This is a genomic window from Terrisporobacter sp., from assembly GCF_017888745.1.
In the GTDB taxonomy this organism is placed as follows: domain Bacteria; phylum Bacillota; class Clostridia; order Peptostreptococcales; family Peptostreptococcaceae; genus Terrisporobacter.
The window spans coordinates 1-19,342 of record NZ_JAGHFM010000074.1; the positions used below are offsets into that span (position 1 = coordinate 1).

General features: G+C 26.5%; 22 protein-coding genes. 13 read left to right on the forward strand and 9 right to left on the reverse strand.

Going from position 1 to position 19,342, the window contains the following annotated elements:
* Positions 1-393: 393 nt before the first annotated feature.
* Positions 394-3,021 (forward strand): cation-translocating P-type ATPase, encoded by a 2,628-nt coding sequence (locus J7G74_RS03540; protein ID WP_297132038.1) that lies wholly within the window; start codon positions 394-396, stop codon positions 3,019-3,021.
* Between the two features lie 305 nt (positions 3,022-3,326).
* On the forward strand, positions 3,327-3,809 hold the full coding sequence (locus J7G74_RS03545; protein WP_297132040.1) for an Lrp/AsnC family transcriptional regulator: 483 nt from the start codon (positions 3,327-3,329) through the stop codon (positions 3,807-3,809).
* 55 nt (positions 3,810-3,864) lie between these two features.
* Here the strand turns inward: J7G74_RS03545 and J7G74_RS03550 are convergent, their stop codons facing one another.
* A complete protein-coding gene (locus J7G74_RS03550) occupies positions 3,865-4,620 on the reverse strand; it encodes a peptidylprolyl isomerase (RefSeq protein WP_297132042.1) in 756 nt (251 codons plus the stop codon).
* Positions 4,621-4,727: 107 nt separating this feature from the next.
* On the reverse strand, positions 4,728-5,012 hold the full coding sequence (locus J7G74_RS03555; RefSeq protein WP_297132044.1) for a hypothetical protein: 285 nt from the start codon (positions 5,010-5,012) through the stop codon (positions 4,728-4,730).
* Between the two features lie 282 nt (positions 5,013-5,294).
* Here J7G74_RS03555 and J7G74_RS03560 point away from each other — a divergent pair, with 282 nt between their 5' ends.
* Positions 5,295-5,555: a TIGR03905 family TSCPD domain-containing protein gene (locus J7G74_RS03560; protein ID WP_297132046.1), complete on the forward strand. Its 261-nt coding sequence runs from the start codon at positions 5,295-5,297 to the stop codon at positions 5,553-5,555.
* 90 nt (positions 5,556-5,645) lie between these two features.
* Here J7G74_RS03560 and J7G74_RS03565 read toward each other — a convergent pair whose 3' ends face one another.
* A complete protein-coding gene (locus J7G74_RS03565; protein WP_297132048.1) occupies positions 5,646-6,101 on the reverse strand; it encodes a hypothetical protein in 456 nt (151 codons plus the stop codon).
* 436 nt (positions 6,102-6,537) lie between these two features.
* Between J7G74_RS03565 and J7G74_RS03570 the strand changes: the two genes are divergently transcribed.
* From J7G74_RS03570 to J7G74_RS03580, 3 genes are all read left to right on the forward strand, one after another.
* Positions 6,538-6,990: a C-GCAxxG-C-C family (seleno)protein gene (locus J7G74_RS03570; protein WP_297132050.1), complete on the forward strand. Its 453-nt coding sequence runs from the start codon at positions 6,538-6,540 to the stop codon at positions 6,988-6,990.
* Between the two features lie 87 nt (positions 6,991-7,077).
* Positions 7,078-7,335, forward strand: coding sequence for a hypothetical protein (locus J7G74_RS03575; RefSeq protein WP_297132052.1), 258 nt, complete (start codon positions 7,078-7,080; stop codon positions 7,333-7,335).
* Positions 7,336-7,545: 210 nt separating this feature from the next.
* On the forward strand, positions 7,546-8,451 hold the full coding sequence (locus J7G74_RS03580) for a CAP domain-containing protein (protein ID WP_297132054.1): 906 nt from the start codon (positions 7,546-7,548) through the stop codon (positions 8,449-8,451).
* Positions 8,452-8,599: 148 nt separating this feature from the next.
* On the opposite strand, the gene J7G74_RS03585 is transcribed toward J7G74_RS03580, so the two are convergent.
* Positions 8,600-9,118, reverse strand: a complete 519-nt coding sequence (locus J7G74_RS03585) for a superoxide dismutase family protein (RefSeq protein ID WP_297132056.1) — start codon at positions 9,116-9,118, stop codon at positions 8,600-8,602.
* 365 nt (positions 9,119-9,483) lie between these two features.
* Here J7G74_RS03585 and J7G74_RS03590 point away from each other — a divergent pair, with 365 nt between their 5' ends.
* The 3 genes from J7G74_RS03590 to glpK all read left to right on the forward strand — a co-directional run bounded on the left by J7G74_RS03590 (position 9,484) and on the right by glpK (position 11,738).
* Entirely contained in the window at positions 9,484-9,732 is a 249-nt protein-coding gene (locus J7G74_RS03590) for a DUF1294 domain-containing protein (RefSeq protein ID WP_330616381.1), read from the forward strand.
* Positions 9,733-9,829: 97 nt separating this feature from the next.
* Positions 9,830-10,030, forward strand: a complete 201-nt coding sequence (locus tag J7G74_RS03595; RefSeq protein ID WP_297132058.1) for a cold-shock protein — start codon at positions 9,830-9,832, stop codon at positions 10,028-10,030.
* A 202-nt stretch (positions 10,031-10,232) separates the two neighbouring features.
* Positions 10,233-11,738, forward strand: a complete 1,506-nt coding sequence (gene glpK, locus J7G74_RS03600; RefSeq protein ID WP_297132061.1) for a glycerol kinase GlpK — start codon at positions 10,233-10,235, stop codon at positions 11,736-11,738.
* A gap of 106 nt (positions 11,739-11,844) precedes the next feature.
* On the opposite strand, the gene J7G74_RS03605 is transcribed toward glpK, so the two are convergent.
* Entirely contained in the window at positions 11,845-12,465 is a 621-nt protein-coding gene (locus J7G74_RS03605) for a TrkA C-terminal domain-containing protein (protein WP_297132063.1), read from the reverse strand.
* A gap of 208 nt (positions 12,466-12,673) precedes the next feature.
* Here J7G74_RS03605 and J7G74_RS03610 point away from each other — a divergent pair, with 208 nt between their 5' ends.
* Complete coding sequence (locus J7G74_RS03610; RefSeq protein ID WP_297132065.1) at positions 12,674-13,552, forward strand: DMT family transporter; 879 nt, start codon at positions 12,674-12,676, stop codon at positions 13,550-13,552.
* 78 nt (positions 13,553-13,630) lie between these two features.
* Positions 13,631-14,902 (forward strand): Gfo/Idh/MocA family protein, encoded by a 1,272-nt coding sequence (locus J7G74_RS03615; RefSeq protein ID WP_297132067.1) that lies wholly within the window; start codon positions 13,631-13,633, stop codon positions 14,900-14,902.
* 35 nt (positions 14,903-14,937) lie between these two features.
* Here J7G74_RS03615 and J7G74_RS03620 read toward each other — a convergent pair whose 3' ends face one another.
* On the reverse strand, positions 14,938-15,384 hold the full coding sequence (locus tag J7G74_RS03620) for a YrvL family regulatory protein (protein WP_297132069.1): 447 nt from the start codon (positions 15,382-15,384) through the stop codon (positions 14,938-14,940).
* Between the two features lie 103 nt (positions 15,385-15,487).
* Between J7G74_RS03620 and J7G74_RS03625 the strand changes: the two genes are divergently transcribed.
* Positions 15,488-16,396, forward strand: coding sequence for a S66 peptidase family protein (locus J7G74_RS03625; protein WP_297132071.1), 909 nt, complete (start codon positions 15,488-15,490; stop codon positions 16,394-16,396).
* A gap of 181 nt (positions 16,397-16,577) precedes the next feature.
* Positions 16,578-17,204, forward strand: a complete 627-nt coding sequence (locus J7G74_RS03630; RefSeq protein ID WP_297132073.1) for a DUF3867 domain-containing protein — start codon at positions 16,578-16,580, stop codon at positions 17,202-17,204.
* A 295-nt stretch (positions 17,205-17,499) separates the two neighbouring features.
* On the opposite strand, the gene J7G74_RS03635 is transcribed toward J7G74_RS03630, so the two are convergent.
* The 3 genes from J7G74_RS03635 to J7G74_RS03645 all read right to left on the reverse strand — a co-directional run.
* Positions 17,500-18,138, reverse strand: coding sequence for an isochorismatase family cysteine hydrolase (locus J7G74_RS03635; protein WP_297132076.1), 639 nt, complete (start codon positions 18,136-18,138; stop codon positions 17,500-17,502).
* A 169-nt stretch (positions 18,139-18,307) separates the two neighbouring features.
* On the reverse strand, positions 18,308-19,042 hold the full coding sequence (locus J7G74_RS03640) for a glycerophosphodiester phosphodiesterase (RefSeq protein ID WP_297132078.1): 735 nt from the start codon (positions 19,040-19,042) through the stop codon (positions 18,308-18,310).
* A gap of 19 nt (positions 19,043-19,061) precedes the next feature.
* Positions 19,062-19,342: ABC transporter C-terminal domain-containing protein (locus J7G74_RS03645; RefSeq protein WP_297132080.1), on the reverse strand; the 281-nt coding region annotated here is incomplete at its 5' end.

The window sequence follows — 19,342 nt, forward strand, 5'->3', positions numbered from 1 at the left end:
AGGGGATTATATATTATCTTAATTGTGGATAATTTATAATCCTAACTGATAAATTTGAGCAACGGACGCAATCGTTGGGGATATGAGAAAAGCGAATTTTTTTATAAATAATTTATTTATATATTAATATGTGAATACTTTTGTTAAATTAATATTAAAATAAATAAAAAAATATTGCACAAAAATAAATATCTGTGTATAATTAAAGAAATAAAAAATTCCCTTGAAGGGGAGTAGCTTTCACCAATATTGTGATAATCAATCGTCATCTCGGAGTAATATCCCGGTTGATTAGCAAGTATACTTAACTTGTTAGCAAGACCTTCAAAGTAGAAATTAGTCTACTTTGATGGTCTTTTTTTATTTGTAAAAATTAAATTTGGAGGAATGTATATGTTTTATAAAAAAACTAGTGAGGAATCAATGAAATGTTTAGGGACCCAGATTAAAGGGTTATCACAGCAGGAGTCAAAAGAACGATTAGAAAAAAATGGATTTAATGAGCTTAAGGAAAAAGCAAAAACTCCCACTTGGAAACTTTTTGTAGAAAGTTTTAAAGATCCTTTAGTAATAATACTTTTAGTAGCAGCCTTAGTTCAAATATTTTTAGGGGAAGTAGTTGAATCAGGAGTAATATTCGCAGTACTAATTCTTAATTCAATACTTGGCGTTGTTCAAACAAGAAAAGCAGAAGGGTCTTTAGAAAGCTTAAAACAATTATCAGTACCAAATGCAAAAGTAATCAGAGATGGAGTAAAAATCACTGTACCATCAAGAGAATTAGTAGTAGGAGATATAGTAATTTTGGAGGCAGGAGATTATGTACCTGCTGATGGTAGAATTATAGAAGCTCAAACATTTAAAGTTGTTGAAGGGATGTTAACTGGAGAATCAGAACCTGTACTGAAGCAAGAAGATGTTATAATTGATGATTGTGCTTTAGGTGATCAGAAAAATATGGTTTTTAGTGGATCTATGGTTGTTTATGGAAGAGCGTTATATGTGGTATCAGCTTGTGGAATGAATACAGAGGTAGGTAAAATCGCCAATTTACTAGACAGTGCTGAAAATAAAGAGACACCTCTTCAAAGAAAATTAGATGATTTCGGGAAAAAACTTGGTATAGGAATAGTTATATTATCTGCTTTAATATTTGGAGTTCAAGTTATAAGAGGTGGAAATATAATAGATTCATTTATGTTTGCAATAGCAATAGCAGTTGCTGCAATACCTGAAGCTTTATCATCAATAGTTACTATTGTATTGGCTATGGGAACAAATATAATGGCAAAAAAACAAGCTGTTATAAGAAAGCTGCCTGCAGTTGAAACTTTAGGTTCAACAAGTGTTATATGTACAGATAAGACTGGTACTTTAACTCAAAATAAAATGACTGTAGTAGATTATTTTATGTATGGTATAAAAGAACTTGCCTTAGTAAATGATGATGGAGAAAGTGAAGTAGCAATAAGTGAAACTTCAACAGAACAGGAAATGGCTTTATCTCTTGCATCTATACTTTGTAATGATTCTGATATAACAAATGAAGGTATTGAAATAGGAGATCCTACGGAAGTAGCTCTTATAAATTATGCAGATAAAAATGACATAAATTATAAAGAATTTAGAAAAAAATATAGAAGAGTCAATGAATTACCTTTTGATAGTGATAGAAAACTTATGTCTACTATAAATATGGTAGAAGGAAAACATCTTATGTTTACAAAAGGTGCACCAGATGTTATGTTCAGTCGATGTAAATATGCATTAAAACATGGTGAATTAGTTGAAATAAATGAAGAAATATTAAATGAATACAGATGTGCAAATGAAGAATTTTCAAATAAAGCACTTAGGGTTCTTGCCTTTGGTGTCAAAAGTATAGATTCTTGTGATGATATAAATTTAGAAGATGAAAATAATTTAATATTAATTGGTTTAATGGCTATGATAGACCCACCTAGAGAAGAGGTATATGAAGCTGTTAAAGAAGCAAAAGAATCAGGTATAAAAACAGTAATGATAACTGGAGATCATAAAACTACTGCTGCTGCTATAGCAAAAGATATAGGAATAATGGCAGAAGGAGATTTAGCTCTTACAGGTAAAGAATTAGATAATTTGACAGAAGAAGAACTAGATGAAAAATTAGAACATATATCAGTATATGCTAGAGTTTCACCAGAAAATAAAATAAGAATAGTAAAAGCTTGGCAGAAAAAAGGTAAAATAACTTCCATGACAGGGGACGGAGTAAATGATGCTCCAGCATTGAAACAAGCCAATATAGGAGTTGGTATGGGAAGTGGTACAGAAGTGGCTAAAGATGCCTCTGCAATGGTTTTATTAGATGATAACTTCGCAACTATTGTAAATGCAATTGAAGTTGGAAGAACTGTTTATAATAATATTAAGAAGTCAATTACTTATTTATTTTCAGGTAATTTAGGTGGAATAATAGCGATATTATTTGCTGTAATGGCTGATTGGTCAAATCCATTTACTACATTACAATTATTATTCATAAATCTAGTAACAGACTCCTTACCAGCAATAGCTTTAGGTTTTGAAAAGCCTGAAAGTGGCGTAATGAAAAATCCACCAAGACATCCTGATGAAAGTATATTAGCTGGAGGAACTTTAAGAACTGTATTAGTTAGAGGTAGTATAATAGGTATAGTTACAATAATAGCTCAATATATAGGAATGCAACAATCACAAGAACTAGGTACAGCTATGGCATTTGCTACACTTACCTTATCTAGAATAATACAAACATTTGCCTCTAGATCAAATAGTGAAACTATATTTAAATTAGGGTTTACAAGTAATAAATACGCTTTAGGAGCTGTAATAGTTTGTTTAGGTATGTTTGCATTAACATTAACACCTTTTATGAGAGGATTATTTGCAATACCTGTGACATATAATTTAAATAGCTTTGCTATATGCTTTGGATTAGCTGTACTTGCTAGTTTAGCAATGGAAGTTAGCAAGGTTATGCAGAAGAACATAAATTAATTAAAAAAAGTCGTCATATTTCTTATGGCGACTTTTTTAGTTGCAAGGAAATTATATTTATCTGATTTGTTATAAATATAATTTTAAATATACTAGTTTTAAGCAATGGGTGAGTTATTTATGATATGAAGTGGATTAAGCCAAGTGAATTTTTTTATATATAAAAAAGTAATATAAATATTAATACTTGATATAAATATAGTGAAAAATGTAGTAATTACATAAAAAATAAATTCTGATGGAAAATATTGTATACTTGTTAATTTTATACTGATATAATTTAGTAAAAGGATGGTGTATTTTTTATGAAAGATAAGAAGTTAGACTTAGAAGGAATAGAGTTAAAGTTAAGTAAGATTGATATAGAAATATTAAAATTACTTATTAGTGATTGTAGAATATCTTATGCAGAAATAGCTAGAGAAGTAAATTTATCTCGCATGGCAGTTAGAGAAAGAGTTATGAAAATGAATGATGCTGGAATTATTGAAAAATTCACAGTAAGATTAAATTCATTAAATATTGGATTGAATATAGCTATTTTTCTACAAATTACTACAAACCCAAGTGAGATAGATAAGGTAGCTGATAAATTGTGTGAATATTCTAGAATTGAAAGAGTATATGCAACTACAGGAAAAAATAAATTACACGTTTATGGATATGTAAAAGATTTAGAAGAGTTAAATAATTTTATATTTGAAGAGATTTATAAAATAAACGGAATTATACAAGTAGATTTCAACATAATAACTAAGACTTATAAAAATAATGGAATATTTGTATAAAAATATCCCTTAGAACTGACTAAGGGATATTTTTATATTTAAAATTTATATATTTTTATTTTATGTATTCAACTGCATTTGGATATTTAGATTTTACTTCGTTTAATTTTTCTTGATATACTTCACCTTGTTTTTGGAATAATAAAGTTTTTCCTACTTCTTCAGCAACTTCATCATATTCAGGTATAGTGCTTTCGTTTCTGTTTTCTAATTTTATTAAGTGATATCCGAATTGAGTCTTAACTGGTTTACTTACATCACCTTTGTTCATACTAAATACAGCTTCTTCGAATTCAGGAACCATTTGTCCTTTTCCGAAAGTTCCTAAGTCACCACCAGCATCTTTAGATGGACAAGAAGAATGTGCAGCAGCAGCATCTTCAAATGAAACTTCACCAGCATTTATTTTATTTAATATTTCGTTTGCTTTTTCTTCAGTATCAACTAATATATGTTTAGCTGAAGCTGTTTCTGGTTTTGAGAAGTTAGATTTTTGAGCTTCATAGAATGCTTTTTTCTCTTCTTCTGTCAATTTAACACTAGTTAATATTTTGTTGATAACATATTGTTTTAATACGTTTTCTTCAACTCTTTTCATCTCACTTCTGAATTCTTCATCTTGGTCCATATTATTTTCTTTAGCATACATGTATAGTAATTCTTGATTTACTAAATCATCTAACACATATTTTTGACCTTCTTCAGTTTGGAATTGTTGTGCTTGGAAAGGATCTAATCCTTGGATAGCACTTTGAACATCTAAGTTTGTTATTTCTTTTTGACCAACTTTAGCTAATATTTTTTTTTCCATTTTTATAGTTACTCCTTTGTACCCTAAAATTTTTAATGACTTTCAGTATAAATAATACCAAAAAATATATTCTATGTCTAATATTTCCTATTATAAATATATGGTAATTAATAACATATACTTAATGCTAATAGTAAAATAGAACTTATAATACCTACAACGCATTCTTCAATTTTGTATGTTATAGCATTTTTACATGATATATATAAATATATAAAAATAGATGCTAGCTTAAACATCATTAATGTTATATTTGTAGGATATAACATTAATGATGCAAGAGTTAAAATATAGGATATTAAAGTTGCAATTTTATAGTATATTACTATGTTATCTAAAAATTTATTTTTTATTTGTAAAATACCAATTAAAGTTATGTATAATATTGCCAATATGGTCAAGCCTAAAAAAGCATTTCTTTCTATATAAATATTCTTTAGAAAAATTAACTTATAAATTATAATGGACCAAAAGAAAAGGGTCAATCCTCTAAAATACATCTCAAAAAAGTATTCCTTCTTATTCAATATTGTACTCCTTTCATAGTAAGCAGCATGTAAGTACTATTTACTTATATTATATTTAATAAACATAAATTTATAATAAATATAAATTTATTACAATATCATTATATCATTATTTTAAACATAAATTTATTATGGGGGTGAAAATAGTTGTATAGATATTACACTAAAGGTGTTTGTTCAAAGTCAATTTTACTCAATATAGAAGATGATATACTATTGGATGTAGTATTTGAAGGTGGATGCGAAGGTTCATTAATTGCGATTAAGCATTTAGTTGAGGGAAAACATATAGATGAAATTATAGATACATTTGAATATATTCCCTGTGGAAATAAAGATACATCGTGTCCAGATCAATTAGCAAAAGCATTAAAAATATATAAAGAGCATGTTTTAGAAGCAAATTAATTATAAAATGATAAAATAAAAAACTTCTACTATTTTAAAGTAGAAGCTTTTTATATGTACACGATTAATTAATAAATATTTAAATTTCGATTATTGTTTTGTAACTAGTATAGCTATTTTATAATCTGAGTTGTAGCTTACTTGTATAAGTTGATTTTTCTTGATGTTTACAAAATCTTCTCCACCATAAGCTATTTGTAATTTAATAGGTTTTTTACCTTGTTTTATGATTGCAACATAATCTTTTTTACCTTTTTTCTCTAAAGTAATTAAGTTACCAACATAAGGTTTGAAGTTTTGGTATTTTTTGCTTTCATTTCTCATGTAGAAGAAAGTACCAACAGCTATTGCTATATTTGCTGCAAATACATACCATCCGCTAACTTCTGCTACAGCACCTAATATTATGATAATAATCATCACTGCTATAGGTAAGATAGATTTCTTTAAAAGGATTTTTCCCATTATTTCGTTAGCTCTCTTTTCAGGGCCACTCATTGTTTTTGATCTAGCAAATGACTCAGCAAATTTTTGTCTTATGCTCATTTTAATCCTCCTGTCTCCTTAATAGAATTTAATCTATTTATCTTTGATACTTGAACTATTACATTTATATTATTTACAAATTATTCTTTAAAAATTTATATTCAAGAATATCAAAATATAATAACTATTTTATCATAAAAAATATAAAAAGAAAATAAAACCAATAGGAAAAGATTTATTAGTTTTTATATTTTGTTTTATAATAAACTTTACTTCAATCAAAATATTATAAAATGTGCTAGAATAATTTATGGGAGAGTTTATATTAGTATGAAGAGGATGATGGTGGAAAGTTTTTCATCATTATTTTGAAAAGTTTATATTTATATAACTAGTAGTTTTCATCTTTATTATAAAAAACTAATAAGAATTTAATGTAAAATTATTATGAAAAATAAGTAATAAAATTTTAGCTAATAAATGAGGGGGAAATAAAATGCAGAGTATTGATTTAAAAAAGATTAGAGAAGAATCTGAGAATTATTTTTTTTATGAGGGACTTTCATGTTCTGAATCTGTTCTTAAAGCATTAATAAAAAATTTTGATATGAATGTAAGTAATGAAATTATAAGAGTTGCAACAGGGTTTTCTGGTGGTATGGGAGGATCTGGATGCACTTGTGGTACTATATCTGGAGCTATAATAGGTATAGGCTTACTATTTGGAAGATGTGAAGGTAGTGATCCTTCTATAGTAAAAGCAAAAGAATTAAGTAAACAAATTCATGATACTTTTAAGTCACATCATAAAGCTACATGTTGTAGAGCTTTAACTAGGGGTCTAGAGCCAGGAACAGCTGAAAGGTTTAATCAGTGTAAGTCTTTTGTTGGTGAAGTAGCATATGAAACTGCTAAGCTTATTGCAAATGAATTAAGAATAAAATATTAATATTTATGTAACATTATATTTTAAATATCTTATTATTGTGTATAATATTAATTATAGTTATAAATTAATATTAAGGAGAGTCATTAGATGGAAGAATTATATAGACTTATAGAAGACAAAATATATGCATCAGGATATGAAGGTTCAGTTAGTGGAGCAGACATCTATGATGAAATATGTGATGAGATAGAAGATAAAGAAGAAGGTAGTTACATATTTATGAGCAAAAAAGAAGATGATGTAATATACGAATATAAGATAGATGTAATGGAAGATCAATTTAACCTATCATATTTAGACATAAAAGTTAATGGAAAAACTTATCATATAGATTTCGATAATTAGATTATTTAATACAACATAATAAAAATTATGTTGTATTTTTTTGTGTAAAAAGTAGTATTTATCTATGCTTAAATGGTTATAATAATAAGTTTACATTAATTAACAGTTAAAAAACTTACTATTTGATGTTAGAATACTAATCACGGGGGTTAGATATACCCATTAGGTTACAAAAAAGTAACAAATTCAGAAAATAGGAGTGTGTTAATTATGAACAAAAGATTCAAGACTTTATTAATGGCAGGATTAGTAACTACTTTAACAGCAACTAGTGTTGTTTCATCAAGTGCTTTATCTAAGAATAAAGTACAAAGCGTAAAGACTAAGGGTGCAATTTATCTATGTATAAATGGTGTAAAATATAAAATACCATTCATTTGTAATGGAAAACCATCAGTAGATGAAGATAATAGTAACGGAAACAATAACAATACAAACAATGATAATAATAGTAACGATAATACTAACAATGATAACGATAATAATGGTGTAAATAATGACACTAATAACGGTAATAGTAATAACGATGTAAATAATAACGACACTAATAATGGTGATAGCAATAACGATAATAACGATGTAAACAATAACAATACTAATAATGATAATAACAATAACAATAATGACAGTAACAATGGAAACAATAATGAAAATAATAACGATAATACAGTCGAAAAACCAGAAGATAATAACAATTCATCAAATAATGATGCTTCATTAAATGGAGAATTTGCTAATTTCCAAAAAGAAGTTTTAAGATTAGTAAATGTGGAAAGAAGTAAAAGAGGATTAAATGAACTAAATTTAAATACTGAATTATCAAGAATAGCTACATTAAAATCTCAAGATATGATAAATAAAAACTACTTTAGCCATACTTCTCCAACTTATGGTTCACCATTTGATATGATGAAAAAATTTAATATAAGCTATAAAACAGCAGGGGAAAATATAGCAATGGGACAAAAAACTCCAGCTCAAGTTGTAGAAGCATGGATGAATTCTGAAGGACACAGAGCAAATATATTAAATAAAAATTATACAGATTTAGGTGTAGGGGTAGCTAAGGACTCTAAAGGAACTATATACTGGACACAAATGTTTATAGGAAAATAATAAAAAAACACAAAGGTATTATACCTTTGTGTTTTTTATTCTAAGGAAATTATATGTTATCTATTATTTGTATAACATATAATTTCTAACTTGGTTACTTTGAGCAACTGTCGAATCTGTTGGCGATATGAAGTGGAGCAAATTTTTATTAATAATGATATGGCATAATAACTCCACAAGCTATTTTATTACCAGAATTACCTGAAGGCTGAGTATAAAAATCGTCTGGATTTTCGTGTAAAATTATAGATCTATCTATTATATCATTTACGTTAAATGCACTTGTATAAACTGACAATATGCCAACACCGTTAGAAACTAAGATAGGAGGTAGATCTCCTGCATGAAAAGGGTGCTGACTATTAGTTGGATTGTAGTGATTTCCTGTATTTGGAAAAGAATCTGTGGTTGTTCCTGAAGAGCAATCTCCTCTTTCATGAATATGAAATCCGTGGAATTTTGTTGGCTCCCCTTTTGAATTTGTTTCTGGTATTCCAATTATATAAGCTTTTATATATACGCCTCGGCTAAGTTGATAAAAAAGTACCTCACCGATTAATGAGGAAGCATTTAGACCACCTTGCAATCTTGCAATAGCAGTAGGATGATTAGGTTGATACATGGAAAAAATTTTAGGAATTTCATTTTTTAAGGGTGAAAGGTCCATTTTAAACCTCCTTTTTTATTTTAGATATAGAGTATATTATGAATTAGAATATCAAGTTGTTACAATATACAAAGAGACACGGAAAAGTAATATAAGCCTTTATAAGTAACTATAAGATGCTCAAATGATTAAAATAGAAAACTATATTTAAATTTATAGTATAGGAGGAAAAAATATTTAAAATGCTATGGGCTATATTATCTATATTTTTAACTTTAGTATTAGGTGTAGGTTGCAAAGATAATAATGAATGAAATTTTATAGTATATTTAGAAATTGACAAAAAGATTATGATAAATATGTTAATATAATAAATGATATAGTAAATAATCTTACAATAGAAAAAGTTAGGTGGGAGGTTTTAGTTGTTATATTATTTAATAATGATAAATGTAATAGGATTTATTTTAATGTATATAGACAAGAAAAAAGCAATAAATCATAGATATAGAATACCAGAAAAAAATTTGCTTTTAGTTTGTTTATTTGGAGGATCACTAGGATCTTTAATTGGGATGTATACTTTTAGACATAAAACTAAACATAATAAATTTGTATTTGGAGTACCTATAATATTAGTTATTAATATATTAATTATATGTATATTAAAATAAAAGTATCTTTTTGGACTATATAATGTTATACTAATATAGTGGAGACACATTAAGAAAGTCAAGTGAAGCTTGATGTAGGTTTATAGGAGATTCTATAATGAATAACGGAATAGTAAAATGGTTTAATAATGAAAAAGGATTCGGATTTATATCTGTAGAAGGTGGAGATGATGTATTCGCTCACTTCACAGCTATACAAGGTGAAGGATTTAAATCATTAGAAGAAGGTCAAAAAGTAAGCTTTGATATAGTTGAAGGTGCTAAAGGTCTTCAAGCAGCTAACATAACTATATTATAATATATATTTGTCAGAATGCTTTAAAGGTCCCTAAAGGGGCCTTTTTTTAATTTACAACATATTAAGTACTAAGAAGAATAACTTTAAATATATTTTTACAAAAATATGATGAAAATATATAATATTTATATAAAGAATAGTTATAATAAAGAAATTTTAGATAAAATGTATCATAGATATATTTTTCTTAGGAGGAAAATTAATGGAGAAAAAATACATAGTTGCCCTTGATCAAGGAACTACAAGCTCAAGAGCTGTAATCTTCAATAAAAAGGGAGAAATCGTTACTGTATCTCAAAAAGAATTTCATCAAATATATCCACAGCCAGGTTGGGTAGAACATGATCCTATGGAAATATGGGGATGTCAAAGTGGTGTCATGAGAGAAGCCATAGAAACAACATCTATTGATCCAAAACAAATTGCAGCTATTGGTATTACAAATCAAAGAGAAACTACTATTGTATGGGATAAGAATACAGGAAAACCTATCTATAATGCTATAGTATGGCAATGTAGAAGAACTTCTAAAATATGTGATGAATTAATAGAAAAAGGATTGGAAGAGATAATAAAAGACAAAACAGGTCTTATAATAGATGCTTATTTTTCTGCTACAAAAATAAAATGGATTTTAGATAATGTAAAGGGAGCAAGAGAGAAAGCTAACAGAGGAGAACTATTATTTGGAACTGTAGATACTTGGTTAATTTGGAAGCTTACAAATAGACAGGTTCATGTTACTGATTATTCAAATGCATCAAGAACAATGATGTTTAATATAAATGATTTAAAATGGGATGAAGATATATTAAGAGAGCTGGATATTCCATTATCTATGCTACCAGAAGTTAAACCATCTAGCTATATATATGGATATACTAATGAATTAATGCTAGGTGAATCTATTCCCATTGCAGGATGTGCAGGAGATCAACAGTCTGCATTATTCGGACAAACTTGTTTTGAAGAAGGTAGTGCAAAAAATACTTATGGAACAGGTTGCTTTTTATTAATGAATACAGGTAATAAATTAGTAAAATCAAAAAATGGTTTATTAACTACTATAGCCTGGGGCATAGATGATAAAGTTAATTATGCTTTAGAAGGAAGTATATTTATGGGTGGTGCTTCTATTCAATGGTTGAGAGATGAGCTTAGAATGATAAAAACGGCCTCAGACAGTGAGGATTATGCTACTAAGGTAGAAGATACAAATGGTGTATATGTGGTACCAGCTTTTACTGGATTAGGTGCACCTTATTGGGATATGTATGCAAGAGGAACTATATTAGGGCTTAGTAGAGGCGCTAAAAAAGAACATATTATAAGAGCTACATTAGAGTCTATTGCATATCAAACTAAGGATGTATTATCAGCTATGGAAGAAGATTCGAATATAAATCTTAAACATTTGAAAGTTGATGGAGGAGCAAGTAATAATAATTTCTTAATGCAATTTCAATCGGATATTTTAAATGCAAATATTGATAGGCCTAAAATTGTAGAGACTACAGCCCTTGGTGCAGCGTATTTGGCAGGACTTGCAGTAGGATTTTATGAAAGTATGGATGAAATTAAATCTAAATATATGGTAGATAAATATTTTACACCTAATATGGATGAAGAAAAGAGAATTAAATTATATAAAGGTTGGAAAAAATCTGTTTCTAGAGCTCTTCATTGGGCAAAGGATGATGAAGAATAAGTCTTTAGTATGTATAAATTAAAAAACCTATAAAGAATTACTTTATAGGTTTTTTATTATTAAAAAATTACATTTTATCAACCAAAATATGATTTTTCAAAAACCCTTAGTCATATAAAAAAGTTGGTACTGAATTGTAAATATACCTATCTCCAACAGCAAGCAATATATCGTTTTCCATAAATACTATATAAGGTCCTGGAGAAATTATTAACTCTTCTCCTCTTTTTATAGCAACTATAGTCGCACCAGTATTTTGCCAAAATTTAGTTTCAGCAGCAGTTTTTCCAATATATTTGCAATGTGATTCAACTTTAAATTGAACTGGGACTAAAGGATTTATAACCTCTAATCTATCAGAGTAATCTAATATCTTATTTAAAGTAGTAACTATATCATTATCAATTTTTGCTTTATATTCAAGTAATTGATATAAATTACTTTTGTAAGAAGAAATATTAGTAATATCTTCATATTTTTTTATAAATGATAGGGCATTTTCAGAAGACAGCACAGTTACCCCTTTTCCTTTTATACTTTCAACAATATCAATATCTTCTAATAATTTTATAGCTCTTCTTATTGTCTCAGGAGAAACATTATATTTACCAGCAAGAATAGAACGGCCATATAATGTAGTTCCTTCTTTTATATCACCTGTATGTATTTTATTAGCTAAATCAAGTGCTATTTTCTGATATATAGGTATTGTATATTTTTCTTTCATTAATTCACCTTCTAGCTTAGATTTTTATAATTATAAAATAATATTACTATTAATATTGTATATATAATTGCTAATTATGCAAGATGCTATTTAAAATAAATTAAAGTTTATTTCATATTTTAGTAAATAAAAATAAAATATTTGACTATTATATTATGTAAATATAAAATAGATTAGGATAAATTTAATAAAAAGTAAAGGAGTTACTATGAAAGATACAATTATATCAAATAGAATTAAGGGTATATTTTTTATAATACTTTCAGCATTTGGATTTGCTGTTATGTCTGCGTTTATAAAATTATCTGGTGATTTACCTAATATGCAAAAAGTATTTTTTAGAAATTTAGTGGCTGCAATTATAGCTTTATTTTTAATATTAAAGCATAAAGGAAGTTTCACAGGTAAAAAAGAAAATAGAAAGATACTTATGTATCGTTCATTATTTGGAACAATAGGAGTTATTTTTAATTATTATGCAATTGATAATTTAGTACTATCAGATGCCAATATGTTAAATAAAATAAGTCCATTTTTAGTAGTAATATTTTGTGCACTTATATTAAAAGAAAAAATAAATACAAAACAAATAGGAGCTATATTAGTTGCATTTATTGGAGCTTTATTTATAATAAAACCAAGTTTTGATGTTAAGGTAATTCCATACTTAATAGGAGTTTTAAGTGCAGTATTTGCGGCCCTTGCATATACTTGTGTTAGAATGCTTGGAAATAAGGAGGAGTACTATACTATTGTATTTTTCTTTTCAACATTTTCATTAATAACAGTTTTTCCAATGTTTATAGTAGTATATGAGAGTATGACACTTATGCAACTAGCATATTTATTACTTGCGGGAATATTCGCCAGTCTTGGTCAATTTGGGATCACACTTGCATATAAATATGCGCCTGCTAAAGAAATTTCAATATTTGATTATAGTAATATAATCTTCTCAGCAATACTTAGTATATTCTTATTTGGAGTATACCCAGACAAATTTAGCGTTGTTGGATATTTTATAATATTTGGATCAGCGTTTTATATGTTTATGTATAATAAGAAACAAGACAAACTAGAAAAATAATCTTAATCCCCTTTAGTTCATCAAGATATATTATAATTATTTATATATTATAATTGATAAACTAAAGGGGATTTTAAGATGGAAAAAATTAAATTAGTTGTAATTGGTGCTGGTCTAAGAGGACGATATACTTATGGTAATTTTATAAAAGAAAATAAGGATTTATGTGAAGTTGTAGCGGTAGTTGAAACTAAGAAGGGTAGAAGAGATATATTCAAAGAAAAATTTAATTTATCAGATGAAAAGGTATTTGATAATATAGAAAGTTTTTTAAAAGAAGAAAAAATGGCAGATGCAGTTATCATATGTAATTACGATAATATGCATTTTCATACTTCAACCTTATCACTAGAAAAGGGATATGATGTTTTAGTAGAAGGTCCGGTAGCAAATAGTTTAGATGGTTTAGTTCATTTAAACGATATTTGTGATAAATATAAAGATAAAGTATTTATGGCTTCTCTACCTTTTAGATACTCATCATTCTTTAATAAATTAAAAGAGATTATTGATAGTAAAAAGCTGGGAGAATTAATTAATATAAATTATAATTCATACATAGGATATGAAAAATTTGCTCATAATTTTGTAAGAGGAAACTGGAGAATTGAAAGTGACACAGCTACACTCATGTTAACAAATAGTTGTTATGATTTAGATATGTTATCTTATTTAACTAATTCTAATTGTGAAAAAATATCTTCTTTTGGGAAACTAAATCATTTTAATAAGAGTAATTTTAAGGGGAATATGAGTGATGTATGCAGTAGATGTGGATTATATGATAAATGTCCATATTTTGCTCAAGATATTTATTTAAAAGAAAATAAACTAATAAATAAATCATTGCATATCAACCCAACTAAAGATAATTTAAAAGAAATTCTTAGAAGTGGACCTTATGGTAAGTGTGTATATTTTTGTGATAATGATGTTTATGATAATGTAGTGTCTATTTTACAATTTAAAAGCAATACTACAGTTTCTTTAAATATTTCTGCATTTACAAAAGAAGAAAGTAGAAATATGAGGCTTATGTTTACTCACGGTGAAGTTTATGCAGATTATGAAAAGAATACTATAAGTATTAAGAAGTTTAAAGAAAACAATGAAAAAATAATAACTTTTGAACCGGAAAATATAGATGAAAAGTTAATAAAAGATTTTATAACTAGGATTAAAACTAGAGAGATAAGTAATATAAATTCTAGTGTGAAATCTTGTATAAATTCACATGTCATTGCTTTTGCAGGTGAGTTTGCAAATGTAAGTGAAAGTGTTGTAAATGTTGATAGCTTTTTTGAAGAAGCTATTGAAATGACAAGGTCTATAGAAAATTTAATATTTTAAATATAAAAGTCTACCATCTATAGAGATGATAGACTTTATTTTTTGCTTATCATATTTAAAATTAAATAATCTGAATATACATCTAACAGGTAGCAGAGTATTACAAATAAAATCTCATTGGCAGGACTTATTATAATACTATCCATGAAGTAGTCAACCAGATCTACAATAAATGTTGAAAATGCTAAATAAAGTATAAAGTCTATACATCGTTGCTGACCAAAAGTTATATTACTTTTAACTTTAAAAAGTGCAACTAAAAAAGAAATGTAATAATCTACTGGTAAAAGAATTATGTAACAAATTATTAAAAAGATAAAAGCACTAAAATAAGAGCTATACTGAAAACCTAAAAAAGATAAAAAACCTATACCTACAACTGTATAGATAATACCCTCGAATAACATCATAGCTATAATATATAAAAAAAATGAGAAAATATTTAATTTTAAAATTCTTTTTTCTTTTTTTATAATAATCAACTCCCATTTAAATCTTAATATAAAAACTGCTCATAGTAATATTACGATTTGTTTTAGTATAAAATACTTATAAATAGTAAAATGTTTTGAAATGGGGGAGAATATGAAGTATCCAAAGTCTTTAAGAATTAGTGATACTATAGGTCTTATTGCGCCTGCAGGACCTTTGAGAGATATAGAAGTAAAAGAGATTAAGTATGAGTTAAATAGAAGAGGATTTAAAGTTAAAATAGGCAACAGCTGTTATTTAAATTACAAAGGGTATTTAAGCGGAAAGGATATAGATAGAGCTAGAGATTTAGAAAATATGTTTTTAGATAAAGATGTAGATGCCATATTTTGTGTTAGAGGAGGATATGGAACTACAAGGATACTTGATTTAATAGACCTTAATATTATTAGAGATAACCCTAAAATATTTGTTGGTTTTTCTGATATTACAGCTCTTCATATAGTCATGAATCAGTGTTGTAACTTACCAACGTATCATGGTATCATGGCTTCAAGTATTAAAAAGTGGGATGAATTCTCTTATGAATCTTTGTTGAAAGCTTTAAATTTTGAAAAAGAGCTATTAATTGAGAATCCACATAATGAAAAAACTATTTCTCTATATGGAGGATGTTGTGAAGGTGAAATTATAGGAGGAAACTTATCTTTATTAGTATCTACTTTGGGAACTAAGTACGAAATAAATACAAATAATAAGATTATTTTTATTGAAGAAATAGGGGAATATACTTATAAAATAGATAAGATGTTAAACCACTTATATATGGCAGGGAAATTTGCAGATTGTAAAGGGATAATATTTGGAGAATTTACTAGTTGCAATAAATCATTTAAACATGATGATGAAATAATTAATATTTTAAAAGAGATTGTTTATAAAAGTAAAAAACCAACTCTTTGTAATTTAAAATCAGGTCATTGTATGCCTATGGTTACATTACCAATGGGATTTAATTGTTATATGGATAGCAATAATAATATAATAAAAATAATAAAATAAAAAAGGATAGAATTCTATCCTTTTAAAGTTATTTTGACGGTGACATTAAAGCCAATAAGATTGCAATTATTATAACTAAACGTAAAGACAAAATAATCACCACAATTCTTTTTATATTATATATATTTCCTCAAGTGTGGTATAATTCTTATTAAGTATAAATTTGGCAGGAGGAATTAACATGTCTGATGATAGAATAATCGACTTCAACGAATTAAAGAATAAAGTAAAAGACAGTGATGTTGATAAGTTTGAAAATTATATGTACGAACTATATTTTTCTGTGGCTAATGGAAGTATAACTATGTCACAGTTTACATCTAAAATATATGAATATATGAGGGAAAATAATATATCTCAAGAAAAGTTTTTAAAGATGCAAAATAAGCTTATGGAGAGATATGGGGTAGATCCAAGTGAATTAGATAGACAAATAAAAAATCTAGGCTTAAATCCCAACAATTTAAGTTTTGATGATTTAAATAAGATAAATCCTATGAATGCTAGTCAAAATAATACTCAACAAAATACTTCGAAAGAATTTACAAAAGAAATCGATAAAAATTCTGAGTTTTATAAAAAATATAATAAAGATTTAGAGAGTAAACATATTACAACAACTTTCCTTAAAAATGATGTAAATGATATGAAAATTTTGATTGATAAGGAAAGAGTAACTTTAATTAGTGAAGGTAGTATAAATCTTGTTGATGCACAATTAAATGAATTATTATTATCATATAAAAGTATGCACAATGATAAGATTAAAGTAGTAATATGTGAGAATTGTAAAGAATATGATTATTAAAAAAGGTGAACTCTAATGAGAGTTCACCTTTTTTAATTGTAAGGAAATTATATGTTATCTGATTTGTAAATAACATATAATTTCCAACTTTGTTACTTGAGCAACGGACGCAGTCGTTGGCGACATGAACAAAGTGAATTTTTTTATTTAAGTTTAAGGATTAAATTACTATATTTCCACCATTGGGGTGAAGTATTTGCCCAGACATATATGAAGAATCATCACTTGCTAAGAATAAATATATTAAAATCAGTATATATTTATTCTTAGTTATAAAAACTATATGTAAGTAGTGCTATATTAAAATCTCTTTTACTACTTTAATACCATTTTGAATCATACTACTTAAAAATACTGTATTTAATAAATCTCCACAATGAACATTATCTATATCATAAGTTTCTACTAAATTCATAGGGACTATAATATTTTTATCTAAATTATTTTGATTAAAATAAGCTTTTAATGTTAAAACAAATTGATATACACAAATATCAGTGCAGCATCCAACTACTATAAAATTATCTAAATCTGAGTAACTCTCTATATCCATGGCAAAGAATCCGTTTGTAGAATTTTTTTCTATTATTTCAATATTATCAATAGATAGTAGTTCATCTACAATTTGGCTTTCCTTATCTCCTTTTAAGCAATGAATAGGATAACTATTAAGTTCTACTGAATTTTCTTCGTGAGTATCTGTAAAAGCAACTAATTTATTAATTTTATTTGATAATACTTTTGCAAAGTCAGCTATTGGAGAGATTATATTTTCTACTCTAGGAGAGTATAATGCACCTTCTTTTGCAAAACCATTGTTCATATCTACTATAAATAATCCAGTTTTATTTAAATCATACTTAGATATATGTTCAGATGTTAAGTTTTTTAAGTTCTCTTCTAAAGATTTGTAATTACTTATCATTTTATCCATAAAAATAAACCTCCTAGTGAATATACAATATAAAACTATTGTATATTCACTAGGAGGTTATGTCAATACATCTGTATATACACTTATGTTTTCATGAGTTATTATTAAGGTAAATTATTTATATATTAAGATTAAAGAGTTAATAAATATACATAATTAAAGAATATATTTAGTTGATAATTGAGGACAAAATGTTTGGATAATTTGTAAATATACCATCAACACCAAGTCTATATAATTCTTCAGCTATATATATATTATCTACTGTAAATGAATTCACCTTTAAATTTTTTCTATGAGCCTTTTTTACAAAATTTCTATCTACTAATATAAAGTCTGGATTAATAGCACAGCAGTTTATTTTTTTGATTTTTGAAAATACTTTTGTTTTTAATCTTAAGTAATAAGATAGTTTTTCTGTTAAATAAGCAGTTTTAATTTTTGAATTTATCTTATTACATTTTTTTAAACTTTTTAAATTAAAACTAGAAATGATTACTTGCTTTTCCATTTTATATTTTTTTATTAATTTTATAACGTCTTTTTCTAAATCTTTATATTTAATTTTGTTATTCTTTAATTCAATATTTATAATAAATTTAGTAGGTTTAAATAATGTTAATACTTCTTCTAGAGTTGGAATTTTACAATCTTCATTTTTTTCGTAGTATTTAAACTTGGATTTCAAAGATTTTAATTCCTTCAAAGTCATATCCTTAACGTATCCACAGCCTTCAAAAGTTCTATCTACTTTTTCATCGTGAATAACAACTAAATAATCATCTTTACTTTTTTGAACATCAAGTTCCACACCATATATGTTCAAATCGAGACATTTCTTAAAAGCAAGAATGGTGTTTTCTGGATAAAAGCCACTAAGTCCTCTATGAGCAAATATATTCATTATTCAAACCTCCTTATAATTACTTTGAGTTAGCTATTTCTTCAGCTAAATTATTTAAATATTCCCATCTTTCATATTTATATTCAAGTTCTTTTTCAAGGTTTTCTTTTTCACTAATTATTTCTTGAAGTTTAGTGAAATCAGTAGCATATTTAGAAGTAGAAGAGTCCAATTCTTCAATTTTTTCTTCTAGTTTAGCTATATCATCATCTATAGTTTCAAACTCCCTTTGTTCATTAAATGAGAATTTAAGTTTTTTATTATTTTTAGGCTTTTCTTTTTTTGTTTTTTCTTCTTTAG